Genomic DNA, 17,821 nt, shown 5'->3' with positions numbered 1-17,821 from the left:
CAATATTCTATGTTCTACTGTTTTATTTATTATTCAACAACTGCCAAGATATCGTTCTGCTTTACGATAACGTACTTCTCATCCTCAATCTCTACTTCTGTTCCTGAGTACTTGGAGTAGATTACCTTGTCGCCGGCCTTAACCTGCATGGTTACTTCCTTGCCGTCAATAACTCCGCCTGGTCCCACTGCAATGACCTCTGCCTGCTGCGGCTTCTCTTTGGCTGCCCCCGGAAGGACAATGCCGGACTTCGTTGTCTCTTCTGCAACTAACTGCTTTAACACTACCTTGTCAAACAATGGTACTAACTTCATAATTGAATTCCTCCTTGCTCGATATTCTGATTTTTCTTTCTTGATTTTTTTCCTTACTACTTTCTTTTGCTCACATGATATGTTATATCACCAGTTATTAGCACTGTCAAGAGTTGAGTGCTAATTTCTTTTAATTTTATTGTTTTTTTACAATTTGCTGTTTCTTTTTTTTTCCATTCGTATTACAATAATAACAATAAGGCATAATATGACCCATAGGGGAGCTTTTATGCATCACCATTACAAGAAAGGGGTTTTTGGCATGGCAAAGAAAGGTTGGGGTAAATTCGTGGCATTTGCAGCAGTAACCGGTGCTGTAGCTGCCGGCGTTTCCTACGTACTTCAGTATAAGACATACCACAGGGAGCTGGAAAAGGATTTCCGGGAATTCGAGGATGGCGGCGAGGACAGAACCGACGAGGACGGGACAGATCGCACCATTGATACACGCAGCCTGGACCGCAATTACATCTCTCTTTCCTCCAGCAAGGACGAATTCAAGGTGGCTGCCAAAGATATGGCCCAGGCAACGAAGAATGTCCTTAAGGATGCCGGAAGCCTGCTGTCGGACACGGCCCATGAGGCGGTTTCCGCTGCCGTGGACACGGCTCAGATTGCTCTGCAGACCGTGAAGACAAAGAAAGCGGATTTCATGGATGAGCACTCCAGGGATAAAGATGATGATTCTGATTTGTTTGAAGATGAGGGCTTTCTGGACGACGACTATGTGGACGAGGACGACCTCTATGATTACCGCCGCATGGACGGCAGCTCCTCCTATGATTCAGGAGATCTTACGGAAGATGATTACGACGACAGCAGCGAGGAGCCTGAGAAATCGGAAGCAGGCCGCTCTACCGCTATCATTGAGGAAGATACACTGGAATAACACAGCGGTTTAAGACCATGTAAACGAACCAAAACAGTATAAAACAGAAAAACTCCGAGAGCATGACAGTTTATGTTCCCGGAGTTTTTTGGCACTTTATTCTGTATTTCATTTATCCGTTTACTCTTTTTTTTCTTCTTTTTAACTCTTTTTGACTCCTTTATTCCTCCCAGGCCAGAAGGTTAATCCACACAGGCTGGTCAGCCAGCTTCTCATCCATGATGTAGGCATGGCTGTCATCCTCCTGGGACATAAGCTGATACTCCCCACGTTCCTCTATATAGATCCAACGGTCATCTAACTGTACCGTACCGTCCTTTACTTCCAGCTTCCAGGTGGATGTCTCTCCCTCCTGGTTCAGGGTGGTATAGGTTACCTCTCCCTCCAGCCTGTCACCGGAAAACCTTCCTGTCTTGCACACATCCCTGGCTTCCCCTTCCGGGCTGGTCTCATAATAGCAGTATCCTGTATGGCCCAGGCCCTCCATCTTCCCATCCTTCCACAATCCCTGGGAGTAATCATACCTGGGGGCATCCAGTTCAACCACCTGAAGGGCCGTACATTCCCCTTCCGGCCTGCCGCCCTTAAAGGTACCGTAATACAGGGTCTTAGGCATGGTAAGGACCAGCCCCTCACCCTCCATGGACTGGCTGAATGACCGGCCGTCATAAAGATACCGCGCCCCATCCATGACCTCATAAAACAGAGTCACAAGCTCCTCCTCACCGCTGTCCATGACCTGGGCGGCAGTCTCCAAATCCCGCGTCTCTAATGCATTTATGATTTTGTCCAGAACCGCCTTCTGGGATTCTGTCACATCCGGAAGGATCTCTGCGTCTTTCCCTCCCGTCCGGGCCAGATCCTCCCCTGCGCCTTCTGCCGCCTGCGCAGCCCCTGCGGTACCTGGATAAGCCCCGGCCTTCCCCACGGGACCGCCATCTTCATCCGCCGGACCTGCCTGGTTATACATCCGGCCATAAGCGCTGCCCGCCGTTCCTGCCTGGTCATAGGCCCTGTCATGCTGACCCCAGAAGGCACTGATTCCCAGTACCGCTGCAAAAGCAGCGGCAGCAGCCATATCTGTCCATGTATTATTCCTGCCCTTCATGGCATACCATTCCTTTCCTGTCATTTTTCCTGTTATATTACCTGCTATATTACCTGCTATATTATCTGTTATTTAACCCGTAATCCCGTTCGCTGTCTGAAAAGTTCATACAGCAGCTTAAAATGTCCAGGCCTTACTCAGTAACTTAGTGCCATTTCGGATTTCCTCCTCGCTGAGACTGGCATATCCCAGCATAACGGTTGAATCAAACAGCTTCTCCTCCGGCTGTATGAAGCATCCTGATATTCCATAAACCTTCACTCCCAGTTCAGCCGCACGGGCCACCAGACTTTCCTCCGCCTCTCCCTGCCTGTGGGTCAAAAGCACATGCAGCCCTGCATATTCTCCCCTGATTAAAAACCGGTCCTCCAGTTCCTTAAGCCCTGCCATCAGAGCATCATGTTTTCCCTTGTACAGGGCTCTCATGCGGTTCAGGTGTCTCTCATAATATCCCTGGGTTATAAACTGATAGAGAATGTTCTGGTCAATCCTGGACACCGTGGAAAGATAGAAACCGGCTCTTTCCCGGTATGCCTCCAGCAAATGCTCCGGCAGCACCATGAATCCCACACGGATAGCCGGGGCTATGGACTTGGAAAATGTTCCCATGTAAATCACACGGCCGCCCCGGTCCATTCCCTGCAGCGCGGGAATAGGCTTTCCCTTGTATCGGAACTCGCTGTCATAATCATCCTCTATCAGATACCGGTCTGCACCGCTGTAAGCCCAGGCCAGCAGCTCCTGCCGCCGCTTCACAGGCATGACAATCCCTGTGGGATACTGATGTGAAGGCATTACATAGGCCACATCCGCGCTGCTGCGGGAAAGCCGCTGCACATCCATTCCATACCGGTCCATGTCCACGGGAATCACAGGATATCCCTCGCCCTTAAGCACTCTGTATGCCTGCTTGTATGTGGGGTTTTCCATGGCGATTTTCCTGCCGTTTCCCAGAATCTGGGATAGGAGCATCAGCAGATACTCGCTTCCTGCGCCGATGAGTATCTGCTCAGGCCTGCAGTCCACCCCCCTGGCGGAATGGAGGTAATCTCCTATGGCAGTCCTGAGAGCCCTTTCCCCCTGGGGGTCTCCTGCCGCAAACATCTCCTTGTTATCATCCACCAGTGTATTCCTGCTGATTTTCCTCCATGTATTAAAGGGAAAACTGTCCAGATCAATTCCTCTGGGAGAAAAATCCACCTCGTAACGGTCCTTTCCGGTGTCTCCCGGCTCTACAAAAGAACCGCCTCCCTTTTGCCGTACTTCCACCAGCTCCTCTATCTTGCAGACAAAATAACCCTTGCACGGCAGTGCCTCTATATACCCTTCAGACAGCAGCTGGTCATAGGCCATCTGGGTGGTACTGCGGCTCAGCCTCAGGTTCCTGGCCAGTATACGGGTGGAAGGCAGACGGCTTCCGGACTCCAGCTTTCCCTGGCGGATTTCGTTTTTTATGTACTGGTAAATCTGTTCATAGAGAGGACTTTCTGACTGACTGTCAAAGGGTACTATCAATTCCATTTTCCGCCCCTTCCTGCCGCAAACTGGCATTATCATTTGTATTTGAAATAAACATTCTAATCATACCAGTCCAAGTGGAAGATGTCAATGTGTTTTTATATTTATTCTGTTAATTCGTATTATTCAAGCAAAATACAAAGATTATTCAAAGATAATATACTCTTTTTTCTGATTTGTATATTGTAATCACCACGGTATGGAATTATAATAAAAGTAGGAAGACAATCCAATAAAATCAGTTGAGAAAGGACGGATGGACATGAGCGAACAGACTCTGAATATGTTAAAGAAGCTATCTCCCAAAAAGGAACATTCACTGGCTTTCCGCTGTTTCATAGGGGCTGCGGCCATTGTGCTGCTGACCGTGTCCGTGCACATCCTGGTGTTCACAGCCATAGAGAAGCACAGCGAGATAAGGAACCTTCCGGAATGGTACCAGCTGCTGGCAGGTCTGTCTGTGGATGCGCTTTACCCGCTGTTCATAGTGTCCCTGGCATCCATCATCAAGCGGGTGTTCCGTATACCGGTACACCGTCTGGAACGCAAGGTTTTCAAGTTTACCTATCTCTGCCTTGGACTTATCGCCGCCTCCAGAATCAGCATGTATGTGGGACTCTATGTATTCTTTATGGCTTTGTTTGCAGCAGGCACAGCCATATATATCATTATCGGCATACGTTTTCTCTACGAACTGTTTAAATACCGCTTCATATCCTGCCGGTATTATTAAATGGCGTACTATTAGATTACGTGTTATCAGGCGATCCGTCACCGGATTATGCATGGGATACGGTCATAATAAATGCCGGGGACCTTTTCATCAGGTTCCCCGGCATTTTCTTTATCGCATTAATGACTGCTTTGATTTATCTGTTATTACCTCATGGTTCATCCTATTTGGGAAGCTTAAATGAGCTCTTTAAGGATACAATCCGGTTAAACACCGGCTTCTGGGGCGTGCTGTCCTTGCAGTCCACACAGAAGAAACCGTTGCGCACAAACTGATAGCTGTCATAGGCCTCTCCCTCTGCCAGGGCCGGCTCAACGTAGCACTCCTTTAACACAACCAGAGAGTTGGGATTTAAGTTAAGGCTGCCGTCTTCATTCAGCTTGCCCTTCTCCTCGTCCACAATATTCTCATAAAGGCGGCACTCCACCTGTCTTGCTGTGGGAACAGCCACCCAGTGGATGGTTCCCTTTACTTTGCGTCCCTCAAAACCGGAACCGCTCTTTGTCTCCGGATCATAGGTGCCGTGTACCACGGTAATGTTGCCGTCAGCATCCTTCTCACATCCTGTACACTTCACGAAATATGCGCCCATCAGGCGTACCTCATTGCCGGGGAACATACGGAAATACTTTTTAGGAGGCTCTTCCATGAAATCCTCCCGCTCAATATAAAGCTCCCGCCCAAACGGCACCTTCCTGTCTCCCAGCTCCGGATTCTCCAGATTATTGGGAACATCCAACATCTCCACCTGTCCTTCCGGATAATTGTCAATGACCAGCTTCACCGGATTCAGAATAGCCATCATACGGGGCTTCTTAAGCTTTAAGTCCTCGCGGATACAGTATTCCAGCATGGCGTAGTCCACGGAACTGTTGGCCTTGGATACGCCAACCATCTCCACGAACATCTTGATGGCCTCCGGTGTATATCCCCTTCTCCTCAGAGCCGCGATAGACACCAGACGGGGGTCGTCCCAGCCGTCCACGATGTTATCCTCCACCAGCTTCTTGATATAGCGCTTGCCGGTTATCACATTGGTCAGATACAGCTTGGCGAACTCAATCTGGCGCGGCGGATTCTCAAACTCGCACTCCATCACCACCCAGTCATAGAGAGGCCTGTGGTCCTCAAATTCCAGGGTGCAGATGGAATGGGTAATGTGTTCAATGGCATCCTCAATGGGATGGGCGAAATCATACATGGGATAGATGCACCACTTGTCGCCTGTGTTGTGGTGGGACATGCGGGCAACGCGGTAGATAACCGGATCCCTCATGTTGATATTAGGGGAAGCCATATCAATCTTGGCTCTCAGCACCTTCTCTCCATCCTGGTACTTTCCCTCCTTCATCTCCTCAAACAGAGCAAGATTCTCCTCCACGGAACGGTTCCTGTAAGGACTCTCCTTGCCGGGTGTGGTAAAGTCTCCCCTGTACTCCCTGATCTGGTCGGCTGTCAGGTCACAGACAAACGCCTTTCCCTTCTTAATCAGGAATACGGCGCACTCGTACATCTGGTCAAAATAATTGGACGCAAAGAAAAGCCTGTTCTCGAAATCAGCTCCCAGCCACTTCACATCATCCATGATGGACTCCACGAATTCAGTCTTTTCCTTTGTGGGGTTTGTATCGTCAAAACGCAGGTTGAACTTGCCGCCGTACTTCTGTGCCAGGCCGTAGTTCAGTAAGATGGACTTGGCATGTCCGATGTGCAAATAACCGTTTGGCTCCGGCGGGAAACGGGTCTGGACATGGTCATAAACGCCCTCTGCCAGGTCCTTGTCAATCTCCTGTTCAATGAAATTCCTGGAGACTACCTCCTTTTCCTCTGTTTCCATTACGGTATCCTTGTCTGCCATAATTGTTCCTCCGTTACGTTGCTATTGTGATAAATATAATTATTAATCATAACACAATTCTTTTATCAGTGAAAGGGGAAAATACATTTTGCAGTGGAAATCTTGTCCCATGTCTGCTATACTATATTAATGTGCTAAATTATGTACAATTATGAGGAGATTTACCAAACCATGAAAAAAGCAGCAAAATTCGCTCTGATAAAGACCATCCCCATATTCCTCGGCTACCTGTTCTTAGGAATCGCCTTTGGCCTCCTGTTGCAGAAATCCGGTTTGGGTGTGTTCTGGGCCTTTCTCATCAGCACCCTGGTTTACGCGGGTTCCATGCAGTTTGCCCTGGTGGGCATCCTCACCGGCGGCTTAAGCTATGTGACCACGGCTGTCATGACCCTCTTTATCAACAGCCGCCATGCATTTTACGGACTCACCTTCATCGAGCGCTTCAAGGAAATGAGAAAGACCTATCCATATATGGTATTTTCTCTGACGGATGAAACCTATTCCCTGTTATGTTCCATGGCCCGTCCGTCTGACTTTACAGACAGGGAATGGAAGGCAGCCACCTTCTTTACCTCTTTTTTTGATCAGTGCTACTGGATAGCCGGGTCCGTGTTGGGCGCCCTTATGGGTGAGCTGATTACCTTTGACACCACAGGTATTGATTTTGCCATGACCGCCCTGTTTGTGGTCATATGCGTGGACCAGTGGAAGGCGGCAAAGACCCATATACCGGCTGTCACCGGTTTTATATGCGGCGCACTGTTTCTGGTGCTCATCCGCTCTTCCAACTTCATCCTTCCTGCCCTGGCAGCTGCCGTAGCCATGCTGCTGTTCCTGCGCAGGACTGTGGAACAGAAAATGGAGGAGGATTAAACCATGACCCAATCAAATTATGTACTAATTACCATACTGGTTTGCGCTCTGTGCACCCAGGTAACCCGTTGGCTTCCCTTCCTTCTCTTTGGCGGTAAAAAAGAAGTCCCAGGGCTGGTCCGCTACCTGGGAACCATTCTCCCGGCCGCCATCATGGCTGTGCTGGTGGTCTACTGCCTGAAGGGAATCACACCTTTAGCCTACCCTTATGGCCTGCCGGAGCTTATATCCGTTGCCGTGGTGGTGGGACTCCACCTCTGGAAGAGAAATACCCTTGCCAGCATTGCGCTGGGAACGTTGTGCTACATGATGCTGGTACAGTTGGTATTCTGATGAGGCTCTGACCATGTTCCGGCCGTGCTCTGACCAACCCATATATAAAAGCCTGTTCACGCTTTATAATGTGTGAACAGGCTTTTCTGCATCATTTTATTTTATAATAATTTTATTTCATACCCATTTTATATGCATTTATTAAATCTCTGCATCCGTCCCTTCCGGCTCCCTGCTGCAGACGTCATTCCCATCGTTCAGCGCAGGCCTGATCATTCCATCCTTCAGCAGGCCGATGAATACCGGCACCAGCTCCGGATCAAACTGTGTTCCCGCGCCCCGTTCCAGCTCATTGACAGCGAATTCCACCGACATGCTGGGCTTATAGCTGCGCTTGGATACCATGGCATCAAAGGAATCTGCAATACAAAGGATTCTTGCTGCCAGAGGTATATCCTTCCCTGCGATGCGCCTGGGATATCCCCTTCCGTCATACCGCTCATGGTGTCCCAGGACAGCGGGAATCACATAATCCATGGAGGGGAGGTGGCGTATGATTTCCACGGATGCCTCCACATGGCGTTTCATGGTGCTGTACTCCTCATCCGTCAATTTTCCTGTTTTATTCAGTATGTTTTCCGGTATCCCTATTTTTCCGATATCGTGAAGCAGGGCCGACTCCTTAAGAATCTCCTGGTATTCCTCGCTGGTTTTCAGGGCCTGTCCCATGGCATGGGCATAGTAGGCCACATTCTTGGAATGCTGGAATGTATAATGGTCCTTTGCGTCAATGGCAGCTGTCAGGGCATAGATGGTGGGAGCATACTCAGAATACATGCTTCGGTGCTTCTTTGCCAGTCCCTCGTCTGTATCCCTCACCCCGATGATTCCGTCCGAGTATACCCGAATTCCGTTCTTTCCGGAACGCTTCACATGGTATACCGCACAGTCTGCATTGGATATGAGCTCATTCATGGACGCGGCTGCGTACGGAGCCGCGCAGATTCCGCAGCTGACAGTCAGGGGCTTTAAGTAAGTGTCCGTACAGTCCAGATTCATATTCTGGATCTGCCGCGAAATGTTCTCAGCCAGGTTCTGCGCTGAATAGATATCATAATCAGGCAGGATGACGGCAAATTCCTTGCCGCTGTAGCGTCCGCAGTAGCCGTTATCCCCCACAGTCCCCTGTATGATACGCGCAATATGCACCAGTGCCTTATCTCCCTCATGATTGCCGTAAAGCTGGTTGTACAGCTTAAAATCATCCACGTTGAAGATGACAAGGGCCAGAGAGGTCCGCCTGCATTTTTCGTAATTTTCCTCCAGTGTCTGGCAGAAATATTTCCGGTTCAAGAGTCCGGTAAGCTCATCTGTTCTGGCTTCCTCATATGCCTTTTCATAAAGCCTGGAGTTCTTCACCGCAATGGAGCTTACGGATTCAATGGAGTTAAGGAATATGATGTCCTCCTCGGAATACCCCTGGGTACGCATCTTTCCCCGCTTCTCCCTGCCCCCTAAAAGCACCAGTCCGGCCAGATCGTTCCCATCCTTAAGAGGCAGAATACACTCAATCTTAAGGACCTCCATCTGGTATTTTTCTTCCTCCCACATGGACTTGTATTCCACGGTCCTGCGGAAATCCTTAAGCAGCAGACAGGAATCATGGCTTTTAAGCCAGTTGATAAGCGGCGCGCTGCCGGCCAGAGAAAAATTCTTGTCATCCAGGGGACTGCTGCTGAATACAGCCGGATAATTCCCCTGGGAATCCCTGATGCAAATATAAATCTTCCTTGTGTGCAGGGTATTTCCTATGACGTTCACCAGGGCATTCAGGATTTCAGTCAGTCTGAGGGATTGGGACACAATGGCGGTGTATTCGCTGAGACGTTCTGTCTGGCTCACCTCCTCCTTAATAAAAATCCGGTCAAAAAATCCTTTGGCCACCATGTAAATCAGCAGTGTGACCAGCATGGTCATAGTAGCCACAATCATGACGCTGAAAGGGGCCAGCATTGGTATATCCCTGCGGATGATGCCGTCCAGGGTCTGGGCCACATTGTAAAAGGCCAGGGCGCTTACTGCCATGGCAATGATGTAGCAGTTGCCTCTGGATACCAGCAGGGTCATGCGGAACACATGCCTGGAATAAAGCGTATAAAACATCACCCCTGCATTCAGCACCCCTGACAGTATATCAATGGGAAATCCATTGAACAGAGGCACAGCCATATTGCCTGCAAAAAGCAGGAGTATACCTGACAGCAGCGGTACCACCTTGGCCTTCAGGGCCCTGTTTTTCCGGCTGCTCCATATGATGGCGGCCGTATGTATGATTACCAGGAAGCAGAGTCCGTACATAATGCTGGCACGCCAGTCCATATGATAGACAAACACGGCGCTGGCTCCATTCCACTCGATAGCAGGCGGCTGGACCAGGTTTCCTGTCCATATATTATAGAGGTTCACCAGAAGGATAAGCGCCAGCCACATCCTGTGGGAGCTTTTCGCCTTATGGCCGCAGAAATCCCTGATAAAGCAGAAAAACGCACACGGCACCAAGCTGATTCCTGCCAGCGAAAGATGAAACCACAGCTCATAGGACGGCCAGGCCCGAAGCCTCATCAAAAGGGAACCGCCGGTCCACAGAATCATGGCGCCCAGCACAGCGATAAAATCACGAATCAGCCGTGATTTCTTAGCCGACATAAAAGCCAGCATAAGAAAGGTATAGAAATATAAAGCTGTTATGGATATAAAAACATAGCTTCTCATACAATCAGTATCTCCTAATATCTCCTGTGCCCGTCAAAAGCCGCCTGCATCTTTATCATTTCCTGTATATCGTGGATGGACGGGTTGATATGCCGCAGTGTCTTTCCTGTCTTTTCCCGATAGGAGGCAAAGGTGCCGCACCGCAGGACAGTTATCTCCAGCGGGTCCATACCCAATATACGTTTCAGATCATGGTAATCCTGGTCCACGTATTTAAAATAAATGGTCAGGTGTTCCTTCAGAAGTTCCCGGCTTACGGCCCGGTTCACCACGCAGCCCGGCGCCAGCTCCACGTACATATGGAGGTATGGCCTCCCTCTGTCCTCAGTAAACTCCTTAAGGGCTGCCCAGTCCGTCACATCAATTCCAGAAAGACTGATAACATTCTTAATGGAATTTTCCGAAATCCTTGTAAAACCGGCAATATCAATAATATCCGGTACCCGGTCAATGTACTCAAACCTGGGAATCCGTGTCTCATCCTCCTTGCTGGTAAGTCCCAGACAGCGGTAGACATCCCCCACCCGGTACCGGGCAAATGCCCCGCCTTTCAGCACGGTAAGGACAATTTCATACACCTCCCCGGCTGCCACCTCATCCATACATATGGTCCTGGGAACATAGGAGGGATCATCCAGATTCTTGTACATTTCCGCTTCCGGTATAAATTCATAAAAGCATGCATCCGGAAAAAAGTACAGTCCGTTGCGGTTCCATGTCTCTGTCCCGATAAAACTGGGCTCTGTCCCCGCAAACACCTCCACGGGCCTGATGCCCCACAGCTCCTCCAGGTCATCTTTATAGCAGCGGTTATCTGTTCCGGCGCACAGAAATCCCTTCAGCCTGAACAGATCCTTGGGCATCAGTCCCCGTCCTTCCTTTTCACACTGTTTCTTAGCCTTAAGATACCGCAGGGTCATGGAGGGGGGCATGGTAAACAGCTTTTTAAGGAAAGACCCGCCCTTCTTACCGCCCTCGGACAGACTGGCAATACTCATACTCACAAAATAAGCCACGCTGCCCATGCCAAAGAAGAAGTCAATGCCCTTTCCCAGCCCCATCTTGAATCCCTTCTTATTCCGCTCGGAAAAGGTCATGTTTACGGCCTCGTCCACCGGAGGAAGAAACTCTATATGGAGCTCGTCCGACAATCCCAGGGGAATCAGGCCCGTGATATAGGGCAAAGGCGCCAGGCCGTATAAAAATGTATCGCCGATTCCGATGTCAAAACTTCCCCTGCCCTTGCTGGTTGCCATCATCAGGCAGGTAAGGATATTATTCTTATAGGTCTTCAGCATGCCGCTGGTGTAGGGCGCCACCTTAATGGGATGCTTGCCGCCCTCCCAGGTGGTCTGTATCCATATAATGGGTTTATCAGGAAGCATGTCCTCCTTCTTAAGGAGAAGAACATCCGCATAATCCTCATAGGTAGTCAACGGCACCATGGCCCTAAACTCCTCTATATTCTCCGGTCTCTTGTCCTTTAGAATTTTCTTTCCAAGAGGGCTGGCGCACCAGAGTCCCATCTGCTCCTCCAAAAGCCTTCTCTGGATTTTCATATAAGACGCCATGTCCAGGTCCAGAAATCCGCAGTATTCCTGCCATATCCTGTCATACTCCTGATTGGTCAGCTTTTCCTCAAATGTCATTCCGGTTCACCGCCTTTTCCACAGTCTGGGTAATAAAAATGGTACCTGCTCCTGATACTCCCTGTAGTCAGAAAACTCCTCTACAAATATAAGCCTGTCCTGATACCAGGCATACAAAAGGTTCAGAAAAGAAAGGCAAAGGCTGAGCATCACCCGGTTCGGATTCCCGGTGGATAGGCCCACGCAGAAAAAGCAGCCAAAAAACCACCAGATGCCTGGATGACGGCACCAGCCATACATACCTGAGCGGCAGACCTTGTGCCGATCCGCCTCCTGGCAGTATGTATTATCAAAGGGCAATGCAAAATACAGCGTATAAATCAATACAGCCAGAAAAAATGCGCCAGGAAGGAGCCATACAGATTGTTCCTTAATTCCTGAGGAGACGCAGGCATATACCATTCTTCCTCCCACCACAGCCAGCAGCAGGTTCCCTGCTGCAAAAAGCGGTACAAACCACTTTTTCTTCAAAAAAACCCGATTCCAGTCATACAGGAAAAACATTCCAAAGGCCTCTAATCCAAAGCCCCAATCCAACACCTATATCCCCCCTTCCCCATATATAAAAGGGAGTCCGCTCTCTTCATGATTCCAGACTCCCAACCGTATCTAAAATAAATCCTCCCATCTGTTCTCAACCTTTGGGAAATTATGTAAAGTATCATGTAAATAGCAACTATTTGCCGAATAGTATAAATTCTATCATAAATATGCCGAAAAAGGAAGGGATTTGTCCAGGTATTATTTATCTTTTCTTATAAATAATTAGGTTATTTTGTAATCATGCTAAATTTATTGTTTTTTAGATACAATTATTCTCCCCTCGCCTGTTTAAAGATACTCTTCCAGGATGATGATTGATATGGACATTTACAAGGGTAAAAGGATAAGTTGGATTGTGGCGCCAATGCTCCTATGGCTGCGGCAAAAAAAGAGACAGCCCAGGCTGTCCCTTAAAATTCTTACCACATAAAATTCCTATCCCTTAAAATTCCTATCCCTTAAAATCCATTTCTGTTGTAAATTCCTTGCCGCAATATGGACAGGTGACACGAACCACAGGTCCTTCTAATCCGTTTAGGGTTTCGTACATCTCCTGTAAGAATTTCAAATCAGAAGCAAACAACTTTTCTATTGTTTCAACTGTTACCAGCGGAAGACTGCCCAGTTTTATAATAACATGGGATAATATAATAATTGCCGCATAATCCGGGTTCTGCATTACCCTTGGGTCCCTCATTGCTCTTATTTCGTCCATTGCTGTTGCCAGGCGCATGATCCCATTCTTATGAAGATTTCCTTCCTCATCCATGTACCCTTTCGGCAAAGTGAATTCGTATTGTGTCTGCAGCATAACCTCTCCTCTCCTTACATGTTAATATTTAAAATATACTAATACTTCCAATATGTACCATGGAGAACAAAAGAAAAAAAGCCTGGTAAATACCAGGCTCTCCACAAGCTGCTGACGGGAATCGGACCCGTGACCTCCGCACTACCAATGCGACGCTCTACCGACTGAGCCACAGCAGCTTATTCTGTTTTGGTGCGCTCTCGCGAACCTTGTATATATTATCATGTCCGTATGGTTTTGTCAACAATAATTTTCAATTTTTTCAAACAATTCACCAACGGTTCTTTCTTGCCTTCTCTTTCTTACCTTCTATCCCCGCCAGTACAAACCGCTGCTCCCGCAAGCCTTCCCGGCAATCATGAGCAGCAGTCTGTGCGGCGGCTTCCCAAAAGATTCTAAAAAATCGAATCCCCAATCAACCCTTTTCCATATATCAGAAAATCCCGTCATATCCTTCACGCAGCGTATCACAGGAGCGGCCCAGCTTCTCCAGCTCCTCCGGTGTCAGGGACAGGGGAAGGACCCTCTGTACCCCGTTCTGGTTGATAATACAGGGAACTCCGGCAAATACGTCCATCTGACCGTACTCTCCCCGCAGCATGGCGGATACGGTAAGTACGCTGTGCTCATCCCCCAGAATGGCCTTGGTTATTCTGGTAAGGGCCATGCCAATGCCATAATAAGTGGCACTCTTGGCCTCTATGATTTTGTAAGCGGCCGTGCGGACCTCTTCCTCGATTTCATCAAACCGCTGCCGGCATACCGCTTCCCCGTTTTCTCCGCACAGTTCCAGTATGGGCTTGGTGGCCAGCAGTGCCTGGCTCCACGGCACAAACTCGCTGTCCCCATGCTCTCCCATGACATAGGCATGGACATTTCTGGGATCCGCCTTCAGATAATCGCCTAACAGGTATCTGAGCCTGGCTGTGTCCAGGGCTGTTCCTGTTCCCAGTACCCGTCTCGGATTAAAGCCTGACAGGGTACAGGTTATCCTGGTCATGATATCAACCGGATTGGTTGCCACCAGAAACAGTCCGTTAAAGCCCGATGAGGTAACCGGCTCAATGATGGAGCGGAACACCTCAGCATTCCTTTTCAGAAGATCCAGCCGGGTTTCACCCTGCTTCTGGGCCACGCCGGCACATATGACCACAATATCCGCGTCACTGCAGTCGTCATACTCCCCTGCATATATTGTCATGCTGGAATTGGCAAATGCCAGGCCATGGTTTAAATCCATTGCCTCCCCCTCGGCCCTCTTCTTATTTACATCAATGAGCACCAGCTCATCACACACCGATTGATTCAGAAGGCAATAGGCATAGCTCATGCCCACCATTCCAGTTCCTACGATTACCACTTTCCTCTTATCTGCTCTCACGTGCTGCTCCTTTCCCACCGTCCCGGTCTGCTGTTCATAACCTTAGTATATCTGGAAAACCTGCGTCTTATTCCGGCAGGATTCCCAATTGGTTTTTCCAGGACCTCCGGCAGGTCCGGCGGCTACCTGGCCAGTTTCTTTTCCATTAACTCGCTGTTGCTGCTGTAAGCTATCGCATTTTCACGTGAAATCACTCCGTCACGGTATAATTTAATAAGGCTGTTATCCATGGATATCATACCTTCCTCCTGGGAGGTGGCAATGATTCCGTCTATCTGGTGAATCTTGGATTCCCGTATCATATTGCGGATTGCATTGTTTAAAAACATAATTTCAAAGGCTGGCTGCACCCCGCCGTCTACTGTAGGTATGAGCTGCTGGGATATAACCGCATCCAGCACCATGGCCAGCTGGGTCCTTATCTGCTGCTGCTGGTTTGGCGGAAATGCATCGATCACACGGTCAATGGTATTGGCTGCTCCCACAGTATGAAGGGTGGAGAGAATCAGGTGCCCTGTCTCCGCTGCTGTCATGGCTATGCTGATCGTCTCATAATCTCTCATTTCACCTAACAGAATAACATCCGGCGCCTGGCGCAGGGATGCCCTCAGGCCTGTGACGTAGCTGTCCGTATCCGTAACAATCTCCCTCTGGGTCACCACGCTCTGTTTATGCCTGTGCAGGTATTCGATGGGGTCCTCCAGTGTGATGACATGGGCGTTTCTGGTGCTGTTGATTTCGTCAATAATACAGGCCAGGGTTGTGCTCTTACCGCTGCCTGCGGGTCCGGTCACCAGGACCATTCCCTTGGTAAGCCTGGATACGCCGATGATGCTGTCCGGCAGATGGAGCTGTCCGGCATCCGGCAGCTCAAAACGCACCACCCGGATGATTCCTGCCAGGGAGCCCCTCTGGCGGAACACACTGGCCCTGAAACGCGATACACCCGGTATGGCAAAGGAAAAATCATCATCTCCGTGGGACTGGACCTTATCCATGCCCCGATTCTTTGCCAGGCCGTATATCTCGGTAATCATCTTGTCCATCTCATCGGGCATGATCCGGTTGTCACCCTGATAGATAATCCGGCCGCCAATCTTATAGGAGAAGGGCATGCCTGGTATAAGAAATATGTCAGCCGCATTCTTCTCCACGGCCGATGTAAGCAATTCCATCACATTCATCTGTTTTGCTCCTTTTGCCTCTGTTTTATTCCTGGGACGGGGCTGCTCCGCCCCACACAGGCATAGAATTATCTATTTCATACTCATCACTGGCATATACATACCATGACTTTATATCGTAATGCTTTTCCCCGCACATGAGAACCAGCTCAATGCGCAGAGACTGTCCCCTGTCCATAGGGATGTCCGTGGAAATAAGGCCGGTTTCCCTGTTGTAAAGCTCTCCCAGCCTGTCCTTGATATCCAGGCTGCACTGGGTGGAATCCTTTCCCTCCCCCATTTCCTCTGTCAGGACCTGGTCCACTTCCTTAAGCCACTGCTGCCCCCTGCTGTCCGCCTCATAATAAGCCTGGACCGCCTCCCCATTGCGCCCGGCCAGCTTTAAATCGCCCTGGGCGCTGCTTAAGGACAGCAGTCCAAAGGTTGCCATGCACAGAACGATGAAAATAAGAATCAGGGACGACGCCCCTATATTCACTTTATTCCTGGATGCCTCTCCTGCCATCTGTCTTTCCTTTCCGTGTTTCATTTTCCCTAAATACGGCGGTACACAGTTTTAGGGGCCGGCATAGGTCTCTGTCTGCAGCCGGTACAGCATCTTTCCCTTATTGGCCCCTCTGCCGTAGCGCATGATAAGTATGTCTGCCCGCTCCATCTTATCCACTGTTCCGGTGTATATGACCCCCAAAAAGGCGGGTTCACTGTCAGGTTCAGTTTCCTCCCAGCTGCTGTTCCAGTACATGGTATGGATTCCTTCGTAGCCTTCGCTCTGTACCAGCTCCTGGTTCCACTGAACCTGTTCCTGGTTTCCCTCATCGGCATCTGCCAGGTGTTCCCATATGTTTCGGTCCGGCAGCATCTCTGACCACCGCAGAGCCTGCCCCGCCTTAAGCTCTTCTGCCAGACTCTGCGCCTTAAGCACCGCCTGATTTATGTCCCGGGCATCTTTGCTTATGTTGTCAGCCTTCACAAACACCAGAACACAGATACTGGCGCAGATGATGAAAAACCCCACCACCACCAGCATTTCCATTAAAAATGGCCCTGAACCGGACCCGCTTTTTCTATTCATCCGTCTCAAGTCCTCCGCTCCGCAGAGAAAGCTCCAGGCTTCCGCCGCCTTCTCCCACGGTCTCTATACGCAGCAGCCTGCCGTCCTTAGAAAACTTCAGGCCCTGGCATTCTAAAATCTCCAGACCGTCCGCAAGCCCCAGACCGCTGGAGGTGTCTGTAAACAGTTCCCGGATGCTTCCATCGTCCCAGTAAATCCATGTGACGTATTCTGAATCCCCAATCTCCTGTTTCATCTCCAGCACCTGGATCCCATCCACATCCGCCACATTTACCATCCCGGCCCGGTCGCCCTGGCGCACCTTGTTGGCAATGTAGCTGAGGGCTGTGTTGCCTGTATAATTGGCATCGCTGCGCACATTGATATTTTCATATACCCGGCTGCCAATCAGCACTGTGAAAAGGGCACACAGCACAAATACCAGAAACAACAGCATGGTAAAAAGCACGCTAACGGCATTCCCCTTTTTGTCTGTTTTCCGATTCATAACTGTATGCCCCCTACTCGTCTATGGGTATGATGGTTATTTCCGGCATCACATTGGACGCGAAACCATCGTAAAACACATTGTATTTCTTTCTGTTAATCTGGACCGCGTAATTCTCCTCCAGATATTCCACGCTGGGCGGATAACGGCCCTCAATGGCATAGCACTGGACCGAAGCCCTTGCCACTGCCTTTCTGAGAGTCTCCTCCTCCCTTGCGCCTGTCCTGCCCGAAAAATTCAGCACAGCGGCAGCAAATAATGCCACCATGGCCGCCATGGCTGCCAGGGACAGTATGTAACCCAGTGCCTGGCTCTTCTCTTTTTTCTCAGACTTAACCTTCATTTACTGCCTCCTA

18 protein-coding genes and 1 tRNA gene are annotated in these 17,821 nt (G+C 49.5%); 4 read left to right on the top strand and 15 right to left on the bottom strand.

Annotation, left to right across the window (positions count from 1 at the left end; translation table 11 throughout):
* Positions 1 to 29: 29 nt before the first annotated feature.
* Complete coding sequence (locus tag LI015_RS02740) at positions 30 to 314, bottom strand: co-chaperone GroES (RefSeq protein ID WP_002565271.1); 285 nt, start codon at positions 312 to 314, stop codon at positions 30 to 32.
* A 229-nt stretch (positions 315 to 543) separates the two neighbouring features.
* On the opposite strand from LI015_RS02740, the gene LI015_RS02735 reads away from it, so the two are divergent.
* On the top strand, positions 544 to 1,203 hold the full coding sequence (locus tag LI015_RS02735; RefSeq protein ID WP_002571919.1) for a hypothetical protein: 660 nt from the start codon (positions 544 to 546) through the stop codon (positions 1,201 to 1,203).
* A gap of 160 nt (positions 1,204 to 1,363) precedes the next feature.
* Here the strand turns inward: LI015_RS02735 and LI015_RS02730 are convergent, their stop codons facing one another.
* Both LI015_RS02730 and pdxR read right to left on the bottom strand, forming a co-directional pair.
* Positions 1,364 to 2,311, bottom strand: a complete 948-nt coding sequence (locus tag LI015_RS02730) for a hypothetical protein (protein ID WP_002565273.1) — start codon at positions 2,309 to 2,311, stop codon at positions 1,364 to 1,366.
* 117 nt (positions 2,312 to 2,428) lie between these two features.
* Positions 2,429 to 3,832 carry a MocR-like pyridoxine biosynthesis transcription factor PdxR gene (gene pdxR / locus LI015_RS02725; protein WP_195633459.1) on the bottom strand — a complete coding sequence of 468 codons (1,404 nt, stop codon included), beginning with the start codon at positions 3,830 to 3,832 and terminating at the stop codon, positions 2,429 to 2,431.
* 259 nt (positions 3,833 to 4,091) lie between these two features.
* Here pdxR and LI015_RS02720 point away from each other — a divergent pair, with 259 nt between their 5' ends.
* Positions 4,092 to 4,562: a hypothetical protein gene (locus tag LI015_RS02720; RefSeq protein WP_002565275.1), complete on the top strand. Its 471-nt coding sequence runs from the start codon at positions 4,092 to 4,094 to the stop codon at positions 4,560 to 4,562.
* 163 nt (positions 4,563 to 4,725) lie between these two features.
* On the opposite strand, the gene LI015_RS02715 is transcribed toward LI015_RS02720, so the two are convergent.
* Positions 4,726 to 6,420, bottom strand: coding sequence for a glutamine--tRNA ligase/YqeY domain fusion protein (locus LI015_RS02715; protein ID WP_227124011.1), 1,695 nt, complete (start codon positions 6,418 to 6,420; stop codon positions 4,726 to 4,728).
* Between the two features lie 171 nt (positions 6,421 to 6,591).
* On the opposite strand from LI015_RS02715, the gene LI015_RS02710 reads away from it, so the two are divergent.
* Together LI015_RS02710 and LI015_RS02705 are read left to right on the top strand one after the other, a co-directional pair.
* Positions 6,592 to 7,293: an AzlC family ABC transporter permease gene (locus LI015_RS02710; RefSeq protein WP_002565277.1), complete on the top strand. Its 702-nt coding sequence runs from the start codon at positions 6,592 to 6,594 to the stop codon at positions 7,291 to 7,293.
* Positions 7,294 to 7,296: 3 nt separating this feature from the next.
* Positions 7,297 to 7,626 carry a branched-chain amino acid transporter permease gene (locus LI015_RS02705; RefSeq protein ID WP_002589882.1) on the top strand — a complete coding sequence of 110 codons (330 nt, stop codon included), beginning with the start codon at positions 7,297 to 7,299 and terminating at the stop codon, positions 7,624 to 7,626.
* A 141-nt stretch (positions 7,627 to 7,767) separates the two neighbouring features.
* Here LI015_RS02705 and LI015_RS02700 read toward each other — a convergent pair whose 3' ends face one another.
* From LI015_RS02700 to LI015_RS02650, 11 genes are all read right to left on the bottom strand, one after another.
* Positions 7,768 to 10,338, bottom strand: a complete 2,571-nt coding sequence (locus tag LI015_RS02700) for a histidine kinase N-terminal 7TM domain-containing diguanylate cyclase/phosphohydrolase (protein WP_195633461.1) — start codon at positions 10,336 to 10,338, stop codon at positions 7,768 to 7,770.
* Positions 10,339 to 10,352: 14 nt separating this feature from the next.
* Positions 10,353 to 11,987 (bottom strand): GH3 family domain-containing protein, encoded by a 1,635-nt coding sequence (locus LI015_RS02695; protein WP_002565280.1) that lies wholly within the window; start codon positions 11,985 to 11,987, stop codon positions 10,353 to 10,355.
* Positions 11,988 to 11,993: 6 nt separating this feature from the next.
* A complete protein-coding gene (locus LI015_RS02690; RefSeq protein WP_227124009.1) occupies positions 11,994 to 12,527 on the bottom strand; it encodes a methyltransferase family protein in 534 nt (177 codons plus the stop codon).
* 454 nt (positions 12,528 to 12,981) lie between these two features.
* Entirely contained in the window at positions 12,982 to 13,341 is a 360-nt protein-coding gene (locus tag LI015_RS02685) for a hypothetical protein (protein WP_002565282.1), read from the bottom strand.
* A gap of 106 nt (positions 13,342 to 13,447) precedes the next feature.
* Positions 13,448 to 13,520, bottom strand: a tRNA-Thr gene (locus tag LI015_RS02680).
* A gap of 254 nt (positions 13,521 to 13,774) precedes the next feature.
* Positions 13,775 to 14,722: an L-lactate dehydrogenase gene (locus LI015_RS02675; RefSeq protein ID WP_024725852.1), complete on the bottom strand. Its 948-nt coding sequence runs from the start codon at positions 14,720 to 14,722 to the stop codon at positions 13,775 to 13,777.
* 122 nt (positions 14,723 to 14,844) lie between these two features.
* The gene (locus LI015_RS02670; protein WP_002565286.1) at positions 14,845 to 15,906 is read right to left on the bottom strand and encodes a type IV pilus twitching motility protein PilT; all 1,062 of its coding nucleotides are present in this window, start codon (positions 15,904 to 15,906) and stop codon (positions 14,845 to 14,847) included.
* 25 nt (positions 15,907 to 15,931) lie between these two features.
* On the bottom strand, positions 15,932 to 16,411 hold the full coding sequence (locus LI015_RS02665) for a hypothetical protein (RefSeq protein WP_002565287.1): 480 nt from the start codon (positions 16,409 to 16,411) through the stop codon (positions 15,932 to 15,934).
* Positions 16,412 to 16,462: 51 nt separating this feature from the next.
* Entirely contained in the window at positions 16,463 to 16,978 is a 516-nt protein-coding gene (locus tag LI015_RS02660; RefSeq protein ID WP_002565288.1) for a hypothetical protein, read from the bottom strand.
* Positions 16,971 to 17,465, bottom strand: a complete 495-nt coding sequence (locus LI015_RS02655; RefSeq protein ID WP_002571903.1) for a DUF4860 domain-containing protein — start codon at positions 17,463 to 17,465, stop codon at positions 16,971 to 16,973. The genes LI015_RS02660 and LI015_RS02655 overlap by 8 nt, the downstream gene beginning before the upstream one ends.
* 13 nt (positions 17,466 to 17,478) lie before the next feature.
* A complete protein-coding gene (locus tag LI015_RS02650) occupies positions 17,479 to 17,808 on the bottom strand; it encodes a hypothetical protein (RefSeq protein ID WP_002565290.1) in 330 nt (109 codons plus the stop codon).
* Positions 17,809 to 17,821 lie beyond the last annotated feature (13 nt).

The organism is Enterocloster sp. 210928-DFI.2.20 (assembly GCF_020554465.1).
Taxonomy (GTDB): domain Bacteria; phylum Bacillota; class Clostridia; order Lachnospirales; family Lachnospiraceae; genus Enterocloster; species Enterocloster bolteae.
The sequence above is the reverse complement of the archived record's forward strand: the minus strand, read 5'-3'. Positions and strand labels throughout refer to the sequence as shown.